Origin of the sequence: Staphylococcus sp. GDY8P120P, assembly GCF_017892065.1 — a bacterium.
GTDB classification, from domain to species: domain Bacteria; phylum Bacillota; class Bacilli; order Staphylococcales; family Staphylococcaceae; genus Staphylococcus; species Staphylococcus nepalensis.
The window spans coordinates 23140-42501 of the sequence record NZ_JAESKI010000002.1 but is presented as its reverse complement, the minus strand read 5'-3'; the positions used below and the strand labels follow the sequence as shown (position 1 = coordinate 42501).

General features: G+C 32.5%; 19 protein-coding genes. 3 read left to right on the top strand and 16 right to left on the bottom strand.

The genetic code is table 11. The annotated features are described in order from the left end of the window. Nucleotides 1-140: 140 nt before the first annotated feature. The 15 genes from KA900_RS00535 to KA900_RS00465 all read right to left on the bottom strand — a co-directional run bounded on the left by KA900_RS00535 (nt 141) and on the right by KA900_RS00465 (nt 14095). Nucleotides 141-941, bottom strand: coding sequence for an alpha/beta fold hydrolase (locus tag KA900_RS00535; protein ID WP_210139169.1), 801 nt, complete (start codon nt 939-941; stop codon nt 141-143). Between the two features lie 347 nt (nt 942-1288). Next, nucleotides 1289-1999: a hypothetical protein gene (locus tag KA900_RS00530; protein ID WP_096810817.1), complete on the bottom strand. Its 711-nt coding sequence runs from the start codon at nt 1997-1999 to the stop codon at nt 1289-1291. Nucleotides 2000-2163: 164 nt separating this feature from the next. Then, a complete protein-coding gene (locus tag KA900_RS00525; RefSeq protein ID WP_096810818.1) occupies nt 2164-2670 on the bottom strand; it encodes an SA0570 family protein in 507 nt (168 codons plus the stop codon). Nucleotides 2671-2801: 131 nt separating this feature from the next. Continuing rightward, nucleotides 2802-3599 carry an alpha/beta fold hydrolase gene (locus KA900_RS00520; RefSeq protein ID WP_096810819.1) on the bottom strand — a complete coding sequence of 266 codons (798 nt, stop codon included), beginning with the start codon at nt 3597-3599 and terminating at the stop codon, nt 2802-2804. A 3-nt stretch (nt 3600-3602) separates the two neighbouring features. After that, nucleotides 3603-4301, bottom strand: coding sequence for an HAD family hydrolase (locus KA900_RS00515; protein WP_115342378.1), 699 nt, complete (start codon nt 4299-4301; stop codon nt 3603-3605). A 101-nt stretch (nt 4302-4402) separates the two neighbouring features. Further along, nucleotides 4403-5353 (bottom strand): FecCD family ABC transporter permease, encoded by a 951-nt coding sequence (locus KA900_RS00510; RefSeq protein WP_207572425.1) that lies wholly within the window; start codon nt 5351-5353, stop codon nt 4403-4405. 278 nt (nt 5354-5631) lie between these two features. Next, nucleotides 5632-6519 (bottom strand): ABC transporter substrate-binding protein, encoded by an 888-nt coding sequence (locus KA900_RS00505; RefSeq protein WP_107644094.1) that lies wholly within the window; start codon nt 6517-6519, stop codon nt 5632-5634. Nucleotides 6520-6595: 76 nt separating this feature from the next. Further along, on the bottom strand, nt 6596-7231 hold the full coding sequence (locus tag KA900_RS00500) for an endonuclease III domain-containing protein (protein WP_107644095.1): 636 nt from the start codon (nt 7229-7231) through the stop codon (nt 6596-6598). Nucleotides 7232-7391: 160 nt separating this feature from the next. Next, on the bottom strand, nt 7392-9059 hold the full coding sequence (gene argS / locus KA900_RS00495; protein ID WP_096810824.1) for an arginine--tRNA ligase: 1668 nt from the start codon (nt 9057-9059) through the stop codon (nt 7392-7394). Then, entirely contained in the window at nt 9060-9509 is a 450-nt protein-coding gene (locus tag KA900_RS00490; protein WP_390894821.1) for a YwiB family protein, read from the bottom strand. Between the two features lie 268 nt (nt 9510-9777). Next, nucleotides 9778-10290 (bottom strand): YwhD family protein, encoded by a 513-nt coding sequence (locus KA900_RS00485; protein WP_096810826.1) that lies wholly within the window; start codon nt 10288-10290, stop codon nt 9778-9780. Nucleotides 10291-10446: 156 nt separating this feature from the next. Then, the gene (locus KA900_RS00480) at nt 10447-11763 is read right to left on the bottom strand and encodes an HD domain-containing protein (protein WP_210139168.1); all 1317 of its coding nucleotides are present in this window, start codon (nt 11761-11763) and stop codon (nt 10447-10449) included. Between the two features lie 17 nt (nt 11764-11780). Continuing rightward, nucleotides 11781-12260 (bottom strand): GNAT family N-acetyltransferase, encoded by a 480-nt coding sequence (locus KA900_RS00475; protein ID WP_103372857.1) that lies wholly within the window; start codon nt 12258-12260, stop codon nt 11781-11783. A 132-nt stretch (nt 12261-12392) separates the two neighbouring features. After that, nucleotides 12393-12938, bottom strand: coding sequence for a flavodoxin family protein (locus KA900_RS00470; RefSeq protein ID WP_096810829.1), 546 nt, complete (start codon nt 12936-12938; stop codon nt 12393-12395). Nucleotides 12939-13159: 221 nt separating this feature from the next. After that, nucleotides 13160-14095, bottom strand: coding sequence for an aldo/keto reductase (locus KA900_RS00465; protein WP_210139167.1), 936 nt, complete (start codon nt 14093-14095; stop codon nt 13160-13162). Nucleotides 14096-14947: 852 nt separating this feature from the next. Here KA900_RS00465 and KA900_RS00460 point away from each other — a divergent pair. Genes KA900_RS00460 through KA900_RS00450 form a run of 3 tightly spaced genes read left to right on the top strand, consistent with a single transcriptional unit; the run spans nt 14948 to nt 18644 of the window. Further along, entirely contained in the window at nt 14948-16543 is a 1596-nt protein-coding gene (locus tag KA900_RS00460) for a xylulokinase (protein ID WP_103372856.1), read from the top strand. Nucleotides 16544-16594: 51 nt separating this feature from the next. After that, nucleotides 16595-17842 (top strand): MFS transporter, encoded by a 1248-nt coding sequence (locus KA900_RS00455; protein WP_318270843.1) that lies wholly within the window; start codon nt 16595-16597, stop codon nt 17840-17842. 19 nt (nt 17843-17861) lie between these two features. Next, nucleotides 17862-18644 (top strand): glucose 1-dehydrogenase, encoded by a 783-nt coding sequence (locus tag KA900_RS00450; protein ID WP_103372855.1) that lies wholly within the window; start codon nt 17862-17864, stop codon nt 18642-18644. Nucleotides 18645-18824: 180 nt separating this feature from the next. Here KA900_RS00450 and KA900_RS00445 read toward each other — a convergent pair whose 3' ends face one another. Continuing rightward, nucleotides 18825-19163: a YuzB family protein gene (locus tag KA900_RS00445; RefSeq protein ID WP_210139166.1), complete on the bottom strand. Its 339-nt coding sequence runs from the start codon at nt 19161-19163 to the stop codon at nt 18825-18827. Between the last annotated feature and the right edge of the window lie 199 nt (nt 19164-19362).

Sequence of the window (19362 nt, the reverse complement as noted above, 5' to 3'; positions counted from 1 at the left end):
AAGCTGCATTTTTTATTGGTAGTTATTTATTCTGATGTGGTAACACTATGAGTTGAGGCTGTGCCCGTGAAAAGTGTGCATAAAAAACTGTCGACAAAATCAGAGACTTTGTCGACAGTCTAAATAGCTCAGCTAGTTCATTACTCTTGATACACGCTCGGTTTTATAAAGTTCAAAAAAGCTTCTAAAAAATGTTTCGGTTCTTCTATATGGGGAGCGTGGCCTGATTGATTAAATTCAACCAAGGTTAATTTTTTAAACACTTGTTTATACTTATTCAACATTTCTTCAGTAACAAAAGGATCGTATTTACCATTAACGATTAAAGTAGGTATGTCTGTTTCTTCAATTATAGTATCCTTGTTAAATACTGGAAATTGCATTAAAGCTCGTGTAGCAACGGCGCTATCTTCAGCTGATTGCCTATTATAAATAAGCTGTGATTGAAACCACTTTTTAGCCTTTTCTTTGTCTTTGTATATATAAGGCAGTAATAATAATAAAGATTCAGATTTATCAAAACCTTCTATTTCGTCTTCATGTTCAATCATTAATTTATTTAATTCAAATACACTATCTACTAAATTACAGGCAACTAATGTTAATGACTCTACCATCGATGCATATTCATCAGAAAAATGCTTAGCAATGAGACCGCCCATGTCATGCCCTATTAAGTGTGCCTTTTTAACATTTAATTTATGCATCAATATATATAAGTCTTCTACATGATCTTTCAAACGAAATGCATTGGGCTTGGATGACTTGCCATGTCCCCTAACGTCATAAATGATGACGTCAAAGTCGTTTTTTAATTCGTCTTTCAAGTTACATAGAGAAGCAAGATTGCCATCTAAACCATGAATTAAAATGATAGGAAAGCCTTGACCCTCACGGATATATGCCAATTCAATGTCACAATTAATTCTTATTTTTTCCATTTTGGGCCACCTCCTTTATATGATTTATATACCCTTGTTTAATAATGCTTACGCTCAATTTTAAATATTTAGCCATAGTACCTTCTTTTTCTTCATTCTATAAACTTAATATTAAATTAAACACGTTAAAAAACCTATAGTTCTCGCATGACATACTTATTTTCTAAAAGTGTTTCTTGCGCCTGCCCTGTCTTGGTCAAGATGAAATCACAATATAAGCAACAGCAGATAGATTAGAACTATTTCCTAAGCTAATATATATGTTCGAAATAAAACAATTTTAAATAAAAAAATGCATCTCCATTCAAAAAATGAAGATACATTTTTATTTATTAGTATAAATATTGCTATTTTCTAGAAGATATTCTAATCGTGTAATAGATAATCACGATTAATAATAAAACCCAAATTACGATTGAAGCAATTTGTGTAACGATAGGGTTACTAATCATTGCATCTATCGTTTTTTGACAAAATAACAAACCTATGCCAGTAAATTCTAACCTTCTAAAGTAAATACCTGAAATGCTAAAAATGATACCAACAAAAAAGACAAATTGATGTGCGTATATTGTGACAGCTACAATACCTAAATCAAAGCCAAAAGCATGCGCAAAGACTAGTATTAACGCTACTGCAGCAACACTAAGGCCAATAACCCTCTCGAATTTATTACTATAGAGATAATTTTTCCAATCAATTCTCAAATAAATAAAAATTGATATTGGCAAGATAATTAAACAGTAAAAAATGGATAAACCAGTCGCAGCCTGAAATGGCACATATTGTTTGTCATACAAATAGGATAGCAAAATAAAATTGATAATAAAAAATACGATAGGATTTAATTGTAATGTAAATAAATTACGTTGAATCGTTAAAATAATTTCAGCTGGTGACTTTCTTCTGTATTCTATATAATCCAAATCTTGTGCTTCCGATTTTTTCAATTCTTTTTTTAGTTTCCCTTTAATATCATCTATAAGATTTGGGGAAAGACCTTTATGAGTGAAATAATCATTGATATTTTCTACTAATACTTTGTCGTTAACTCTCATGATAGGCTCCTTTTTTATATTAAATAAATACTCTATATATTAATATATGTAAATGACTAACATATATAATTAAACTTTCTCTCATTGTAACAATAAAATAACCGACAAGTATATAGCATTACACTTGTCGGTTTATTATTCATTTTAAATATTACAAGTGAAAGTTATTTACCAATATCAATACGATAAAGCTTGATATTTTTATCACTTGGTGATGAAGAGCTAAATTGGTAAGATACTTCGTTATCTTGAACGTAACCAAAGTTACCTGTCACATTATTATAATGCTCACGCGTAATAGCCGTGTCACTTACATGTTTTTTCACTTCTTTGTATGCAGGACCATTTGTATCATTATAGCTCATAGAAATACGAGTGATTTTTCCATCGTTTTTCTTACCATCCGCAGTTACAACAAGTACACCATTATCTTTTTTGAATTCATAATAGTGTTCTGAACCGTCAGGTTTATATGAGTAAATTGGTTTTTTATTATCTTTTAATACAGTTTGAATAGAATTTCCTAATTTTGCACCTTCTAACGATTGATCGCCATGTTGTAATTCAGTAACGTTTTGGATTGAGTTCCCAGATGCCGCTTCAACAGTTCCTGCATTAATACCAGAAAATGTTAATCCTGCAACTAAAACTACTGCACATAACCTTTTCATAAGCACTCTCTCCTTCTATATTTAACTGACTTTTATTGTGCTTGTTTTTATTGTACTATAAATATTACTAAAATAACAGTCATGTTACAAAAAGATTACAAAACAAGTTATCTTGTAATCTTTTTGTGGTACTAAGCTACTGATGGAACTTGCTGTTTTATAAATTCAGCAACATGATTCATAAATTTATCTTTTTCTTCTACAAATGGATATAACCCCGATGCTTCAAAAACTTCAAATCGCGTGTCACCGATATAATCAGCAACTTCTTTCGCTTCGAATACCGTCGTCCGTTCACCATGTTGCCCTACTACAATTAATGTCGGTGCTTTTAGTTCTTTTAAATAATTCATAACATTGTTATCAATAAATGATTCTTTTACTGCTTCAATTTCAGATTTTGTAGACATACTGTTGGTATATTCCACTTGTTTCAAGAATTTTTTAGCTTTCCTTTTAGAATAATATAGTTGTTTATCAAGGAATTTCTGTTGTGCTTCACCATCCCAATTTCTAATCTTATCTGCATATTTTCTATATAAACGCTCTTCAGGCGTGATGTCATTTAATAGTGTAGGATTAACCATTGTTAATGAAGTTACAACGTCAGGATATTGTGCAGTAAATAACGCAGCAATCGAACCACCCAACTCATGTGCTATAATCGAACACTCACTAATATATAAGTAATCTAATAGCTCTTTTATATCTTTAGCATATGTCTGAAAATTAATTTTAGTAGGTTTATCCGAGTAACCATGACCCCTTAAATCAATGAGTACGACTTGATAAGCATGATTAAATTTAGCTTCTAAACCTTGAAATACTGAAAAATTATCAAAAGCAGTGTGAATCATTACGATCGCTTTGCCTTCCCCACTCGTCTTATAGTTTAAAGCTATACCATCACTTGTTGTAAATAAGTTCATATTTTATCTTCCTTTCTTACTAATTGATAATATGGAGAGTAATTCTTCTGTAGTTTTAATTGTAAAATCTACTTCCTCTGGTAATGGCGTAAGATCATTTTCATTATCTTCTTTAAACCAAACACTAATCATGCCCATTGCTCTAGCAGGTGCCACATCATTAAGTGGGTCGTCACCAACATACATTGTCTCTTCAGGTTTGGTGCCGAGTTGAGTTAACATATCTTCGAAAATTTTAGGATGCGGTTTACGGTATCCTACTGTCTCTGAAGTAGATAAATAATTTACATTATCCTCAACCCCTAATGCGTGTAAACGAAACTGTTTAATTTTTGACTTACCATTTGCGATTACACCAGTTAAATATCCATATTGTGTTAATTTTTCTAAAGTATATTGCGTATCATAATAAGGGAATACATACCTATAAAAATGCATTTCAAAATCACTGAATAAATCTTTCCAAGTTAGTCGATCTATATGGAAATCTTTAATTATTGCTTTATACAATTCAGGTTTATCATGGTCTTCGTCATCATCCAATTCTATAAATTTCCGTTTAAAATCTTCTAGTTGGATACGTACAAAATAATCATGAAATCTTTCATATTGCTCTTCAATAAATTTTTCTCTAGATTTATTTCTGTCTAATAATGTACCTTCTAAATCAAAAACGATCGCTTTCACATGCGTTAAATCCATAGCTATAACCTCTTTAATCTTATGTTTACCTTACGCCAAATCATAATTAATAAATATCATTATATAGTATAAATCGTTTCTCGACGATAGTCATTTTTAGTTTATTCAATTGCACGTGGTTGCGTAATCATAATATAAAACAATACTGGGATGCCAAGCATTGCTAATATGATACTGGCCGGGATTTCGAACGGGCTTAACAACACACTACCCAGCCAATCAGACAATACCATAACTGTACCACCAATCAACATATTTAACACCATCTGTTGTCCAATATTAAATTGTTGATTTTGACGACGTACAAGTTGCGGGATGACCATTCCAATAAAACCAATAATACCAACGTACGCTACTATAACAGCAGTAATAATAGATGCAATAAACAACACACCATACGTTAGTAATTGTACATTTAATCCGAGCGATTGCCCTTTTAATTGGCCTAATTGCAATATTTTAATTTTTGAAAGTAGGCTAAACAAAATGATAATACCAATAAAAAGTATGATGCCTATATATATTACTTCATTGTACTCTGCTGAAGAAAAGCCACCAAACATATAATTTACTATATTATTCATTTTCTCTTGATTAAAGATGATTAACACATATAAAAAAGCATTAAATAAGGCGCCTATCATAATGCCAGATAATATTAAAGTTCTTATAGGGTAACCTCTAGACATAGCAGTAGTGAGCGCGATAACAATGATTAATGTAATAATACTGAATAATACTGAAAACACTGGCAACCAAATAAATGATAATCCTAAGACGACAGCCACACCTGACCCGAAAGTGGCACCACTTGCTAACCCTAGAGTGAAACTATCAGCTAATGGGTTATTTAATAATGTTTGGAACATATGGCCTGCTAGTGTTAAACCAATACCAGCTAATAATGCTTGTACTGTTCTAGGGATTCTAACTTGAAATAATATAGACTGTGTCAATACTTCGTGGATATCACCAATATTCCACAACAAACTTAATAACATACTAGTGATGAGAATTAAAAAACAAATGATTAATGCTTTACTGTATTTCATGTATTTTCCACGCTTTCACTAAAATCTCTTAACCTTTAATAATTATAACAAAATGCGTACCAATCATAACTAGCATGGTATACATTTTTACATATAAAGTAAATAACCTATGTCAACTAACAATAGAACTAAATATAATATCTATAATCATGTTTTATGGTTTCTTTTGATAAAGGTATTTCGGTTAAAAAACACCCCTAAAATGAAGTATTTAAACATCATTTTCAGGGGTATATATCGTATTTTTAATTATTTTTTAGTTGCCGATTGCTTACATTTTATTTGCCATATATAGCTTCTTTTAAAGCTTCCAAACCATTGTCTATACGCGGGCCTGGCCTTGAAATTTCATCTCCATTGACAGATTTCATCTTGTTGTTTTGTACGGCATTAATTTGGTTAAATCCGCCACGTTTATCGATTATCTGTTGGTATTCAGAAGTTGAAACACCCATCGTCGATATCATTATATCAGGATTTTGTTTAATAATGTCTTCTTTACTAACCTTTTGCCACCCATCTAAATTAGAAAAACTATTTTCTGTCTTTAATTGGGTTAACATATCATCAAAGAACGTATTTTTTCCTGCAGTATATATTTCTGGTTCAGAGGAAATTTCCATAAATACTTTTTGTCCTTTAGCATCTTCCGGTACTGATTTTTTCACTTGATCGATATTATCTTTCGTTTCTTTTACAAGTGCATTAGCTTCTTTTTCTTTATTTGTCACTTTACCAATTTGTTTAAAAGTAGCATACATTTCATCAATAGATTGTGCATCTTTCACATAAATTACTTTTACGCCACTATCTTTTAAGCTTTTCAATACTTTATCGTTAGTGGCCTTTTGAGATTCATGGGCCAATATTAAATCTGGTTTAGCTTTCATCAGTGATTCTTTGTTAAGTTTCATCGCATCAAATTGTTGTTTATCTTTAACTTTCTTGGGATAATCGTCAACAGTTGAAACGCCTATGATATCATCACCTAAACCAAGTTCATACAATATTTCTGTATTGCTAGGCATAAGAGAAATAATGCGTTTATATGATGATTGGTTATCAGATTCTGTATCATTTTTAGGTTGCTCTGACTTAGTGCCACAAGCAGTTAATACAACAACAAAAATGAGTAAAAGATACACTAATTTATTCCATGTTTTCATGACTTTAACTCCTATCCTTTATTTGCTTTTATCTTATCAAAAATTCATCTACTTAACGACATCATTTTTATGAAATTTATATTTTAAAATACTTATCTAAAAATGTATATTTCTTTTCATTTTTACTACTAAAGTAATTTTTTCCGAAGTTATCTAATAAAGCATGAAATTCATTGGCATCCTTATTTGTAAAAAATGTAGGCAGTTGGATATGTTGCTTTAACTTTTCATAACTCTCTGTATGCTTGTAGCCTAACTTAGCATAAATCCTTCTAGTATAGCTATCTGGTATAAATGCCACTTCTTCGAAAACATACACTAACAAGACATCAGCAGTTTCACTCCCAATCCCTTTTATTTTTAATAAGGCGTTACGTAATTGAGATTCGTAATATAATTGTATTGCTTGGAAATCAAACTCAAATCTTTTTAACCAATTGAGCACAGTTAATATAGTCATGGCTTTATTTTTATAGAAACCGCTAGATTTTATTATTGTTTGTAGCTGTTCTAACTCCAAAGTTAATATACATTCTGGGTCAAAGGCTGTCTCTTTCTTTAAATTTTGAAGCGCATACGCCGCATTTCTCCAGTTTGTATTTTGCACTAAAATGGCCCCTAATATCACTTCCATTTTAGATTCGGCAGGCCACCAATTTTGCGCACCCATATTTGAATATAACGTGCGATACAACGACTGCGTGTCTAACATATATAACCCCCCTATCCATTAGTTTTAAAATATTATATGTGCAAGACAATAAAAAAAAGTAAGCAAGGTTTAGTCTTAGAAATGATGATATCCCATCAAACTGTTAGACAAACCTCATACTTACTTTTCGAAATCCGATTATAATTATAAACAGATTTATTTACATTGATTCTGGGGCAGTGACACCAACAAGGTTCAATGCATTGTGTAGTGTAATTCTCACTGCATCAATTAATGCAATCAATGCTTTTGTTTTTTCTACATCATCTGTTAACACTTTTTCATCGTTATAAAATTTATGGAAATGTGCTGCTAAATCCTGAATATAGTTTGTAATTCTATGTGGCGCTCTATGTGTTGCTGCACTTTCTATAGAAGTTTCAAAGTCCGCTAATTTTTTCAATAGTTCTATTGCTTTGTCATTTGTAATAAGTGCATAATCTGCACTAGTTGAAGGTTCAATACCTCTTTCTTTAGCTTGCTTTAAAATAGAACAGATACGCGCATGCGCATACTGTGCATAATATACTGGGTTATCTTGTGATTCTTGTTTTGCTAACTCCATATCAAAATCAAAATGCGTATCTGGACTGCGCATTGTTAAGAAGTAACGCGCTGCATCTACGCCTACTTCATCCATGATTTCACGTAAAGTAATGGCATTGCCTGTACGTTTGCTCATTTTTACTTCTTGGCCATCTTGCATTAAGCGCACCATTTGCATAATTTGAATTTCAAGACGTTCGCTATCTACGCCAAATGTTTCCATTGACGCCTTCAAACGTTGTATATAGCCATGATGATCTGCACCAAATAAGTTAATTAAGATATCATTGCCACGTTCAATTTTATCATAATGGTAAGCAATGTCTGGTAAAAAATATGTGTAGTTACCATCTTTTTTAATCAATACACGATCTTTATCATCAGAAAAATCTGTTGTACGTAGCCATGTTGCACCATCTTCTTTATACGTATAACCAAGTTCCGTCATTTTATCTAACACTTTTTGAATTTCACCTGACTCGTAAAGCGTCGTTTCGCTAAACCAGCTGTCATAATGCGTATTGAAATCGGCTAAGTCTTTTCTTAATTTTTCCATTTCATAATCAACGCCTAATTGTCTAAACGTTTTTATACGTTCTTCTTCTTCTAAGTCTTTTAATTCTGGTTGTTTTTCTGCTAAATCTTTACCAATATTGATAATATCTTTACCATAGTAGCCACCTTCCGGCATCTCGAAAGAATCGTCGCCAAGCGCTTCGAAGTAACGTGCTTCAATAGAACGTGCTAAGTTTGTAATTTGGTTACCAGCATCATTTATATAATATTCTCTTGTTACATTGTATCCTGCTGCTTCTAAAATATTAGCTAATGTATCACCAACGGCTGCGTTACGTGCATGGCCTATATGTAAATCACCTGTAGGATTAGCAGATACATATTCTAATAAAATACTTTCCCCATTTTTTATCTCTTTTTGACCGAAATGGTCTCCTTGATTGATTGCTTCAGTAATAATAGCTGTTAAATAAGCATTATCTAAATAAAAATTAATAAAACCTGGGCCCGCAATATCTACCTTTTCAACTTGCGCAGCCGTCGTATTTAAATGGTCTACAATCGCTTGAGCAATTTCACGTGGATTGCGTTTCGCAATTTTTGTTAAAACCATTGCAATATTTGTAGAATAATCACCATTTTTATTATCTTTTGGTATTTCAATTTTTATTTCAGGAATTTCATTCACTTCAGCAAGTTGCGCTTTTTGAATACTTTTTTGAATTTCTTCAACCAACGTTTGCTTGACTTGTTCAACTATGTTCATTTACGGCATCTCCTTGTAAGTAATTTCATATTGATAAGACCCCATCTTCTCTTCATCTTGAATTAAATCATAATGCACTTTCAGTTTACCACCGTTATCATTTACAAAATGTAAAATAGAATGCGTATGAACCGTGAGTGGGATACGGCCACCACTAATTTCATACAAAGTCATTGTATCTTCACCTTCTACAAAGTGAAGATTTAATTTAATGTCGCCATTTCGGATAATTTTTACGCCTGAGTTTTCAATTTTAACCGTTACATTAACTGTAGCGCCATCTATCTCTTCCTGATAACGTATAAAATCAGCTTTACGTTTTTGCCAAGACCCTTTAGTAGATAATGAGAATTTTTCTTTGTTATCGAATTGTTTAACAACTTGTTTCGTTTGGATTTCAACATTGTTTTCCAATGTACGTTTCACCCTAATCTTTAAAATAATACACATCATTATAGCATACTTGAAATAAGCAATACAGTTGCTAAAATCATTTTAAATATATAATTTTTATTTCTAAAACTTAATCCGTCAAACGGCCTTATGACTTAAACAATTTCATCATAATAAAAGAGCAGACACACAAAATCAAAATTCCAATCTGACTTCGCATCTCTGCTCTTATTAAAGTGAGCTATCCTCAAAAAGTAAACGATAAAGATACTTTGACATCCGTACTCACCATGTCTAATACATCTGTTCAAAAATCATTTGAATCTTATTTAGACTTTAATGCTTCACGTAGTGCATCATCTGAGTTATTCCACATATCTAAATCATGTGATTTGAGAAACGCTTTTAATATTTGTTTATTGTTATCGCCAATATGGTCAATGTCAATTAAATGTTTCATAGATTTATCCATCATATTAACATGCTCTGGCATACTCTTATACCCTCTACGGATACTTCTATTAACTAATAAATAACATGCTGTAAGGCCTGCATAGTATGGTCCGTTTTCTCCACGTTCAGTAGTTACCCAACATAACCAATATGGTTTAGCTTCCTCGCCTTCAACTTTTTCTTTATCTTTGATCCATTTAACGCCTTTTTCTACGCTTGAACGTGCATGCATACCAGCAATATCGATAAATGCTTCTTCATTTTCAACATCAATAAAAACAGGCGCAACATTATCCAAGCTAATAGACCCAATATTGGTACCTTTATGTCCATCTAACGGGTCATTTTTTATAATATTAAATTTAAATCCTTTATTCTCAGCCATCCGTGTACACCTCCTATATTAAAATCAGCAGATACACCATATCTTAAAAGCTGCCCAGCTATACTGACTATACTAAAATTTTGCCACATTCATCAATGAGTGAAAAGTAATCAATTTATAATCCTATCTCAATACGTTAAAAATATCATCCTAAAATTAATTCAATTCATCTAATATGCTATTAATTGCATTTCTGACCTGATCATCTTCAATATCAGATATAAATTCTTTTGGATAATATAATTTATAATCTTGCCTATTAATCCCCGTTATACTATGAATAACCAACGACTGGCTACTGATTTCTCTTATTTTGCCATTACGTCTTAATAAATGAATTGGTTGTCTATCTGATCCTGGACGATCATAATCATATGGCAAGTCCGAAAATGATTCGCTTACAAAATAATAAGTCGGGTCTATACCAGCTTGTATAAACAAATCAGTTAATTCCGTAATTGTAATAATAGAACCATCGAACGGCATATATTTAAATAAGTCACGATTAATAAATCTACGTGATAAATCACTTAATATTTCATCATCTTCATTAATCCATGCTTTTAAATAATATACAACTACCGCTTCATCTAAATCTACATATTGTTCAATAGTCACAGATTCCTCAAAGAATGGAACAAAATCAGTAGGGTATTTCTTAAACGTGTACCCTTCATTATATAGTTGTTTAGCGCGTTTCAAACAATTATTGAGTAATACTTCTCCACCCCGACTAACTGGATGGAAGTAGATTTGCCAATACATTTGATAACGACTCATAATGAAGTTTTCTACTGCATGCATACCACTTTCTTTAATAAGCACTTCATCTTTTGAAGGTCGCATTAATCTCAATATACGTTCCATATCAAATTGACCATACGTAACACCTGTGAAGTACGCATCACGTTGCAGATAATCCATTCTATCAGCATCTATTTGTGACGAAATCATAGAAATAACCAATTTATTTTCGTGCGTCTTGTTGATGACATCAGCTATTTGCTGAGGGAAATCTTCAGAAACACGTCTTAATACACTATTCACTTCCGTTGGTCCAGTAATAATTTTCTGTGTAAAACGTTCATGGTCTGTGTTAAAAATTTTTTCAAAACTATGTGAAAAAGGTCCGTGCCCCAAATCATGTAATAGCGCAGCACATAATGCAAGTGGTCGGTCATTGTTATCCCAAGCTTCGCGACCGTTAAATGAATCATCAATTAATCTACGAACAATTTCATATACACCTAAAGAATGTCCAAATCTACTATGTTCAGCGGTATGAAATGATAAATACAACGTACCCAATTGCTTTATACGTCTTAAACGTTGAAATTCTTTCGTTTTAATTAAATCCCAAATTACTTGGTCTCTTACATGTATATATCTATGAATGGGGTCTTTGAATACTTTTTCTTCAGGTAATTTTTGTGTAGCATATGTTGTCAATGTCAATGTCGTCCTCCTGTTCATACCATATTGATGGACAATTATCTTAAAGTTTTACGCATCAGTGCCAAATCCATTTCTTCCCCATACATAACGTGCACATAGGAGCGCACTCTTTCAAATCCTTTTTGCTCATAAAATGACACTGCTTCGTCGTTCTTATTATCTACTTCTAAGAACACTTCGTTGTATTCATCTTTGAAATACGCTAAGCCTTCTTTTAATAAATCAGAGCCATAGCCATGATGCTGCCATGAAGGCCTTACATAATGTGCTGATAAAAATAATTCAGTACCATATATAAAATTGGCAAAACCAATAATACACTGATCTTCTTCGATAACTAAAAATAATTGTTCTTCTAATCTTTTAAGTAAATGTTGTTCATTATATGAAGCAGCTAGCAACTCATTTACCGTTTTAGCTGCATAAATATTTAAGTACGTATTATACCAAGCTTTTGTTGCTACATCTCGGATGCCTACAACATCATCTGGCGTTGCTTTTCTAACTTTATGCATGTTGATTTCCCCCTATTTATGATAGGTAATAATATCTATATTATAACATAATTTTAGTATTCAAAATACTTTATCTATTCAAATGAAAATAGCTTGGACAATATATAACAATTGACCAAACTATCTGTAAAATTATTCATTTCTGCTTAATGTTTCTTGCCATTCTTGAGCACGGTCCAAAGCATACGAATCTTTTTTAATATCTCCAGGTTTCTCTGCAGTGCCAATAATATAACCAGATAACGTACCACCTAAAAATTCTAAACTATATTTCATTTGGGTGATACATGGTTTAGCTTTAACTTTAGGAAAATCACCGCCAACGATAATAAGTCTAAAATCTTTCTCAGACATTTTCGTTTTGAAGTCTCTGTAATCAGGGTCCATCAATGTTTCAGACCAATGATCAATGAAAGCTTTTAACGACGCTGACAAACTATACCAGTATACAGGCGAAGCAAATATAACTGTATCACTGGCTAATACTTTATCTATGATTTTTTTATAATCATCTTCGTATACGGTGATGACGCTTCCATCATGTCTTACATCTCTAACTGGGTTTAAGCGATATTGCGTTAAATCAAACCATTCGTAATCGTGGCCCTTTAAGGCCATTTTAGTCAATTGAGCAGTGTTCCCCTCTGGGCGACTACCCCCGAATAAAACTGTAATCATAACAATCTCCTTTTAATACTTTTCATATATTCTATTAAAACCTTAAAATTAAAATGTTTTAATAATTTTACATATTTTTTCATAAATATAATTTCTCTTAGTAAAATTAAATTATAGCATTAAATGATTTGTAAGAAAATTCTAAATTCTGTATATTACAAAATTAATTCAAAAATCTATAAAATATAGATGTGCATAACATAAAGCACATCTACATTTCATTATTTTCTAGGAAATAATTGGTTTATTTTTTCTATTTCTTCTTTAGTTAGTTTAACGTCTAACGCAGTTAAGTTATCTACGACTTGGTGGGGTTGCTTAGCCCCGGGGATTACTACATCCAATGATGGTTGCGTTAAATAGAACGCAAGCACCACGTGGGCTACATCAACTCTATGATTGTCTGCAATATCTCTCAGCTCATCTATTTTCTCTAAATTTTCCTTGAACCTATCACCTTGAAATTCAGGATTTTCAGCACGCAGATCATCAAATTTTGTATTTTCAGTATACTTCCCAGCTAAAAGACCAGATACTAAAGGGAAATAAGGAATAAATGTAATTTGGTTTTCTTTTGTGTAGTCAAATACGGCTTCATTTTCGCGATTCAGCAAATTGTATTCCATTTGTACAACATCTACGTGCCCGTCTTTATTTGCTTCTTTAATTTGTTCTAAACTAAAATTCGAAACACCAATCGCTTTGATTTTCCCTTCATCTTTTAATGATTTCAACGCTGCAACCGCTTGATCTTTAGGTGTCGTTTCATCTGGAAAATGAATATAATACAAATCAATATAATCTACCTTTAGTCGTTTTAAACTTTGCTCTACTTGGTTTCGCAGAAAGTCAGGATCATTCGACATTTTAACATTGCCTTCTTCATCAAAGTAATGTGCACCTTTTGTGGCAATTGCAAATTCATCTCTTGCAAATTCCTTAACTGCTTCTCCAACAAGTTCTTCTGAACGTTCTGGTCCATAAATATAGGCCGTATCTAAAAGTGTAATACCGTTTCTAACAGCTGTACGTACTGTTTCTTTACCCTTTTCTTCGTCTAAATTATTATATAAATTATGTCCGCCTACCGCATTTGTACCTAAAGCAATCGGTGACACCATAACATTTGATTTGCCTAACTGTACTTTTTTTGTCAAATCTGTTCAGCTCCTTTTGTACTATAAATAAAACTTAATTGATTTATCATTCATTTAAAAATAGGCTTGTTCGTGATAACCATCAAACTCAAATATTTAAATGAGGTTTAATCATTTCTAAATTTCATAATATTCATTTACCCTATTTAGCCCACTTTAATAATATTCTTTTGCATAAAATTCAACTCATTTTATAATTCAAATAAGCAAACGATATATACATCAATATTTCATGTCACGTGCGCCATACTTTGAGTATAAAAAATCGAAATTCGCTATATGCATATATTTCTAGCACTCAATTTCAAACCAATATAACGTAACGAAAGATGACATAAAATAGATACATACCTTACGCTCATCTAAAATGTAGCAATTTCTATATTAAAATTGTAATGAATTGCTTAAAAAGCGACCAGAAACTCATTTCAAATAGATAACTAGCCTTTTTCACGGTCTATGTATAACCTACACAATGGCAGGAAAGAGGCTATATTTCATACAATAAATCCTTTCTCTCACCAAACTTTTAGTGATCGGAAAACTTTTAGATTACACCGATTACTTGATCTAAAACCATTCCACACTTATTGCTATAAAACCTTTTTATAATTGCATCCCCAGCCATTTACTAGCTTAATCATCATGACAGTCACGATAATATTTATCTCTATCACCTTTCACATCAATATAAAATATTAAAAAAATAAATCTATATTAAACTTTTAATAAATAAATATAATTTAGCAAATGTACTAATTTAGTAATTTGATTTAATTGACTTTTATCTCTTTTTAAATTAATATTCATTTTTGTTAGCGGTTACATAATTTGATGAAAAGGAGCAAGAAAATGGAAAGTGATGATATCAAGCACTTGGTTGATTCAGGTCAACTGTCTGTAGGAATCGAACTAGGCTCTACGCGTATTAAGACAATTGCTATAGCACCTAATTGTGAAACAATTGCAACAGGTGCTTTCGAATGGGAGAACAAGTACGAAAATGGCTATTGGACTTACTCAATTAATGATGTGTGGGTAGGTATCCAAAAAAGTTATGCTGAAATGTCAGAAGCCATCCAAAATCATTGTCATACTCAAATTAAGTCAATAGCATCTTTAGGAATTAGCGGTATGATGCATGGTTATTTAACATTCGATGAAAATGATGACTTGTTGGTGCCCTTTAGAACTTGGCGAAACAATAATGCTAACAAAGCTGCTCAAATCTTACGCGAAGATTTTAAAGTTAATATCCCTGAGCGCTGGAGTATAGCACAACTTTACCAATCAGCGATAGATGGAGAAGCACATGTCAAAAAAGTAAACTATATGACTACCCTATCTGGATATGTTCATTGGTATTTAACTGGTGAAAAAGTGTTAGGCATTGGAGATGCCTCCGGTATGTTCCCTATCGACAGTGAGCATAAGTGTTTCCGTCAAGATTTGTTAGAACGTTTTAATTCATTATTTCAAAAATCAGGTTACTCACAAGATATTAACGAAATATTACCTAATGTCGTTGTAGCTGGTGAAATCGCCGGTTATTTAACTGAGACAGGTGCAAAACTGTTAGATCCAAATGGTGAATTGGAACCAGGGTGTCCCTTGTGTGCACCAGAATCAGATGCTGCTACAGGTATGGTAGCAACGAATAGCGTAGCACCAAAAACAGGAAACGTGTCAGCTGGAACTAGTATTTTTTCAATGATTGTACTAGAAAAGCCAATCGTTCATGTTTATCCTGAAGTCGATATTGTAACGACCCCTGATGGCTACGACGTTGCAATGATACATGCAAATAACTGTACTTCCGATATCAATGCTTGGATAAATTTATTTGAAGAAGTATTTCAACTCATGAACGTAAAATACGATAAAAATGAACTCTTTACCAAATTATTTGAAAGCGCTTTTAACGGAGATGAAACATTAGGTAAATTGTTATCTTATGGTTATGTTTCAGGTGAATTTATAACTGATGTAAAACAAGGTTATCCAATGTTTTTACGTCACGTTGATAGCGAATTTAATATAGCGAACTTTATGAAAACACATATTTTCAGTGCTTTTAGCACTTTAAAGATTGGTATTGATTTATTGAAAGAAAAAGAAAATATTCAAATCGATAGCATGCTGGGCCATGGGGGTATTTTTAAAACAGAAAAAATAGCACAGTCATTTTTAGCTGCAGCGCTGGAAACGCCTGTTAGTGTTATGACAACAGCAAGTGAAGGCGGCGCATGGGGTATCGCTATTTTATCTCGTTATTTACTAGAAACTCAGTATTCAAATTTGGCCAATTACTTAAACGTTAAAGCTTTTGACAATACTGAGCAAATCACATTAAACCCTAAGGAAGAAGATATCGAAAGTTTTAGGCATTATATTCAAAACTTTAAGTCGTTATTACCTCTCCAGCGACAAGTAAATGATTATATTTAAGCAATATCAGCAGTTTAGAAACAATATTTTTATAGAGTAGGAGAGATTATTGTGAACTCACTAAGTACAAATAGCTCTAAACAATTTTTAGGACTGCCTTTAACTTTAATTTGGGGCTATATCGCAGTTGCTGTTTTTATGACTGGCGATGGTATTGAACAAGCCTTTTTATCAAAATATATCGTTAGTATTGGATTTGAAGCACACCAAGCATCCGCTGTACTCACACTATATGGTCTGGTAGTTGCAATTGCATCCTGGCTTTCTGGTATTTTGGCAGAAATATTTAGTCCAAGGAAAGTAATGGCATTCGCATTTATTATTTGGATCATTTTTCATGTTGGTTTTTTAACTTTAGGGTTAGAACAACAAAGTTATCCAATGATGCTCATCATGTATGGTATCAGAGGCTTTGCTTATCCTATGTTTATTTATAGTTTCGTTGTGTGGATTACTTATTCTGCTCCGAAACATCGTTTAGCTTCAGCTATGGGGTGGTTCTGGGCAATGTACTCCGTTGGCATTGGATTTTTAGGAACATATTTGCCAAGTTTTACCATCCCATGGATTGGTTTTATGGGGACATTATGGTCATCAATTATATTCATTTTAATTGGTGGTTTAATGGCAATGTTTTTAGTTAAAGATAGAAAAGGCTCTGAGAAAGAATCAGATAAGTTAACTCCAAAAGAAATATTAATTGAATTTGCTAGAGGTGTAACGATTTTAAGAAATCCTCAAGTAGCCATTGCTTGTGTAGTTAGAATAATTAACCAATTGGCCCTGTTTGGACTCGTTGTCATTATGCCAATCGTGTTTACTGATACCGTCGGGTTTACTACTTCAGAATGGTTGAGAATTTGGGGATTGATGTATATTGTAACTATATTCACCAACCTATTTTGGGGTGTTATAGGAGATAAAATTGGTTGGGTACGACAAGTCCGCTGGTTTGGTTGTATAGGCATGGTGCTTTCTACATTGGCCTTTTACTATTTACCTATTTGGACCGGACCTAACATTTGGGTTGCTGGCGCTGTTGCAGTTATATTTGGGTTTGCTGTTGCTGCATTTGTACCCATGTCAGCAATTTTCCCTATACTAGAACCTAACCATAAAGGGGCTGCAGTTTCTATTCATAACTTATCAGCTGGTTTAAGTAACTTCGTAGGGCCTGCAATTGCAACCATAACTGTTCCAATAGGTGGTCCTGTATTAACCATTTGGACTTATGCAATCATTTATTTTATAGGGTTTATTTTAACTTTCTTTATGAAAGTGAACCAACCAAATCATTAAAAAGGAAAGGTGTTTTAACATGACAAATATTTTAGAACAATTTAAATTAGACGAGAAAGTAGCAATCGTAACAGGAGGCGCTATGGGGTTAGGTAAAGCCATGGCTACTGCATTAGCACAAGCTGGTTCTAATATTGTAATTGCCGATATTAACAAAGAAATAGCGGACGAAACAGCCAAAGAAATTAGTGATAACGAAAATGTAGAAGCAATCGCTATAAAAGTTGACGTGACAAACCCAGAAGATGTCAATCAAATGGTCGAAGCAGTAGTTAAACAATTTAAAAAAATAGATATTTTAGTTAACAACGCTGGAATGACAATTAATGCAAAAGCTGAAGAGATGTCATTCGAGGATTGGAATAAAGTCATCAATCTAAACCTAAACGGTATATTTTTAGTTGCACAATCAGTCGGTCGTGTAATGATTAAACAGGGCTACGGTTCCATCATTAACACATCTTCTATGTCAGGACTTATTGCTAACAAACCACAAGAACAATGTTCATATAATGCTTCTAAAGCCGGGGTAATCATGTTAACGAAAAGTTTGGCAATGGAATGGTCAAAATATAATATAAAAGTGAATACAATCGCACCAGGTTATATGAAAACGGAACTTACTAAACCTTTCTTTGACCAAGGTGGAGAAATGATTAAAGACTGGATGGGATTCACACCTATGGGCAGACCAGGCACACCAAATGAACTCGGTGGTATTGTTGTATATCTAGCTTCTGATGCTTCTTCATTTGCCCAAGGTAGTGTGTTTACAATTGATGGTGGCTATACAGCACTTTAAACTTTAATAATAAATAATGTTATATTTTCAAATAAAATAGAATTAAAAAACACTTTCGTACCAATCTCATATTACATGATGAAATTAACGGAAGTGTTTTTAATATTCATTCGTACAAACAATCATCAAAACGCAACACATAGATTAACCCTCTCTTGTATCTTCGATTTTTGGTGTTTATCATTTACTTTTCTTCTTAGCTAATTTTTCTTTTAATTTGCGGTCTTGATCTTCTTTTCGTCGTTTACGTTCTTCGTTACGTTTTCTTAAGCGTTCTTCTTCTTCTGGATCTCTTGGTTTTTGTAATTGTTTTTCAACTTTTTCCATAAGTTCCTCTTCAGTTAAGGCTGCGAGTGGCCGATTATTAACAAATGCAAAAGTTTTACGTCGACCAGGCCCACAATAGGATTGACAACCGATTTCTATTTCAGCATCAGAGTCTAATTTTGTAAGTTTTTTCTCTAAAGATTTACAATTAACACCCTGACAATCGTCACAAATCAAAAATTTATTTTGCAAAACCACCCTCACCTTTCTAAAATTTTATTATAAATTCAAAACCGCTTCATTTTATATAAAGTATGTATATAAACCATATAAAAACTAATTTATCCTCATTCATGTCTTACATTTATAACTCTAATTATTTTACTCTATTTATAAAAAAATTCAAGTTCCACATCATAAAATAATGTAAATAACTTTTTTGTCAAATAAC

Excerpts from the sequence above, each read along its gene's own strand:
- KA900_RS00535 (WP_210139169.1), bottom strand. The coding sequence starts at position 941 with ATGGAAAAAATAAGAATTAATTGTGACATTGAATTGGCATATATCCGT.
- KA900_RS00530 (WP_096810817.1), bottom strand. The coding sequence starts at position 1,999 with ATGAGAGTTAACGACAAAGTATTAGTAGAAAATATCAATGATTATTTC.
- KA900_RS00525 (WP_096810818.1), bottom strand. The coding sequence starts at position 2,670 with ATGAAAAGGTTATGTGCAGTAGTTTTAGTTGCAGGATTAACATTTTCT.
- KA900_RS00520 (WP_096810819.1), bottom strand. The coding sequence starts at position 3,599 with ATGAACTTATTTACAACAAGTGATGGTATAGCTTTAAACTATAAGACG.
- KA900_RS00515 (WP_115342378.1), bottom strand. The coding sequence starts at position 4,301 with ATGGATTTAACGCATGTGAAAGCGATCGTTTTTGATTTAGAAGGTACA.
- KA900_RS00510 (WP_207572425.1), bottom strand. The coding sequence starts at position 5,353 with ATGAAATACAGTAAAGCATTAATCATTTGTTTTTTAATTCTCATCACT.
- KA900_RS00505 (WP_107644094.1), bottom strand. The coding sequence starts at position 6,519 with ATGAAAACATGGAATAAATTAGTGTATCTTTTACTCATTTTTGTTGTT.
- KA900_RS00500 (WP_107644095.1), bottom strand. The coding sequence starts at position 7,231 with ATGTTAGACACGCAGTCGTTGTATCGCACGTTATATTCAAATATGGGT.
- argS (WP_096810824.1), bottom strand. The coding sequence starts at position 9,059 with ATGAACATAGTTGAACAAGTCAAGCAAACGTTGGTTGAAGAAATTCAA.
- KA900_RS00490 (WP_390894821.1), bottom strand. The coding sequence starts at position 9,509 with ATGTGTATTATTTTAAAGATTAGGGTGAAACGTACATTGGAAAACAAT.
- KA900_RS00485 (WP_096810826.1), bottom strand. The coding sequence starts at position 10,290 with ATGGCTGAGAATAAAGGATTTAAATTTAATATTATAAAAAATGACCCG.
- KA900_RS00480 (WP_210139168.1), bottom strand. The coding sequence starts at position 11,763 with ATGAACAGGAGGACGACATTGACATTGACAACATATGCTACACAAAAA.
- KA900_RS00475 (WP_103372857.1), bottom strand. The coding sequence starts at position 12,260 with ATGCATAAAGTTAGAAAAGCAACGCCAGATGATGTTGTAGGCATCCGA.
- KA900_RS00470 (WP_096810829.1), bottom strand. The coding sequence starts at position 12,938 with ATGATTACAGTTTTATTCGGGGGTAGTCGCCCAGAGGGGAACACTGCT.
- KA900_RS00460 (WP_103372856.1), top strand. The coding sequence starts at position 14,948 with ATGGAAAGTGATGATATCAAGCACTTGGTTGATTCAGGTCAACTGTCT.
- KA900_RS00450 (WP_103372855.1), top strand. The coding sequence starts at position 17,862 with ATGACAAATATTTTAGAACAATTTAAATTAGACGAGAAAGTAGCAATC.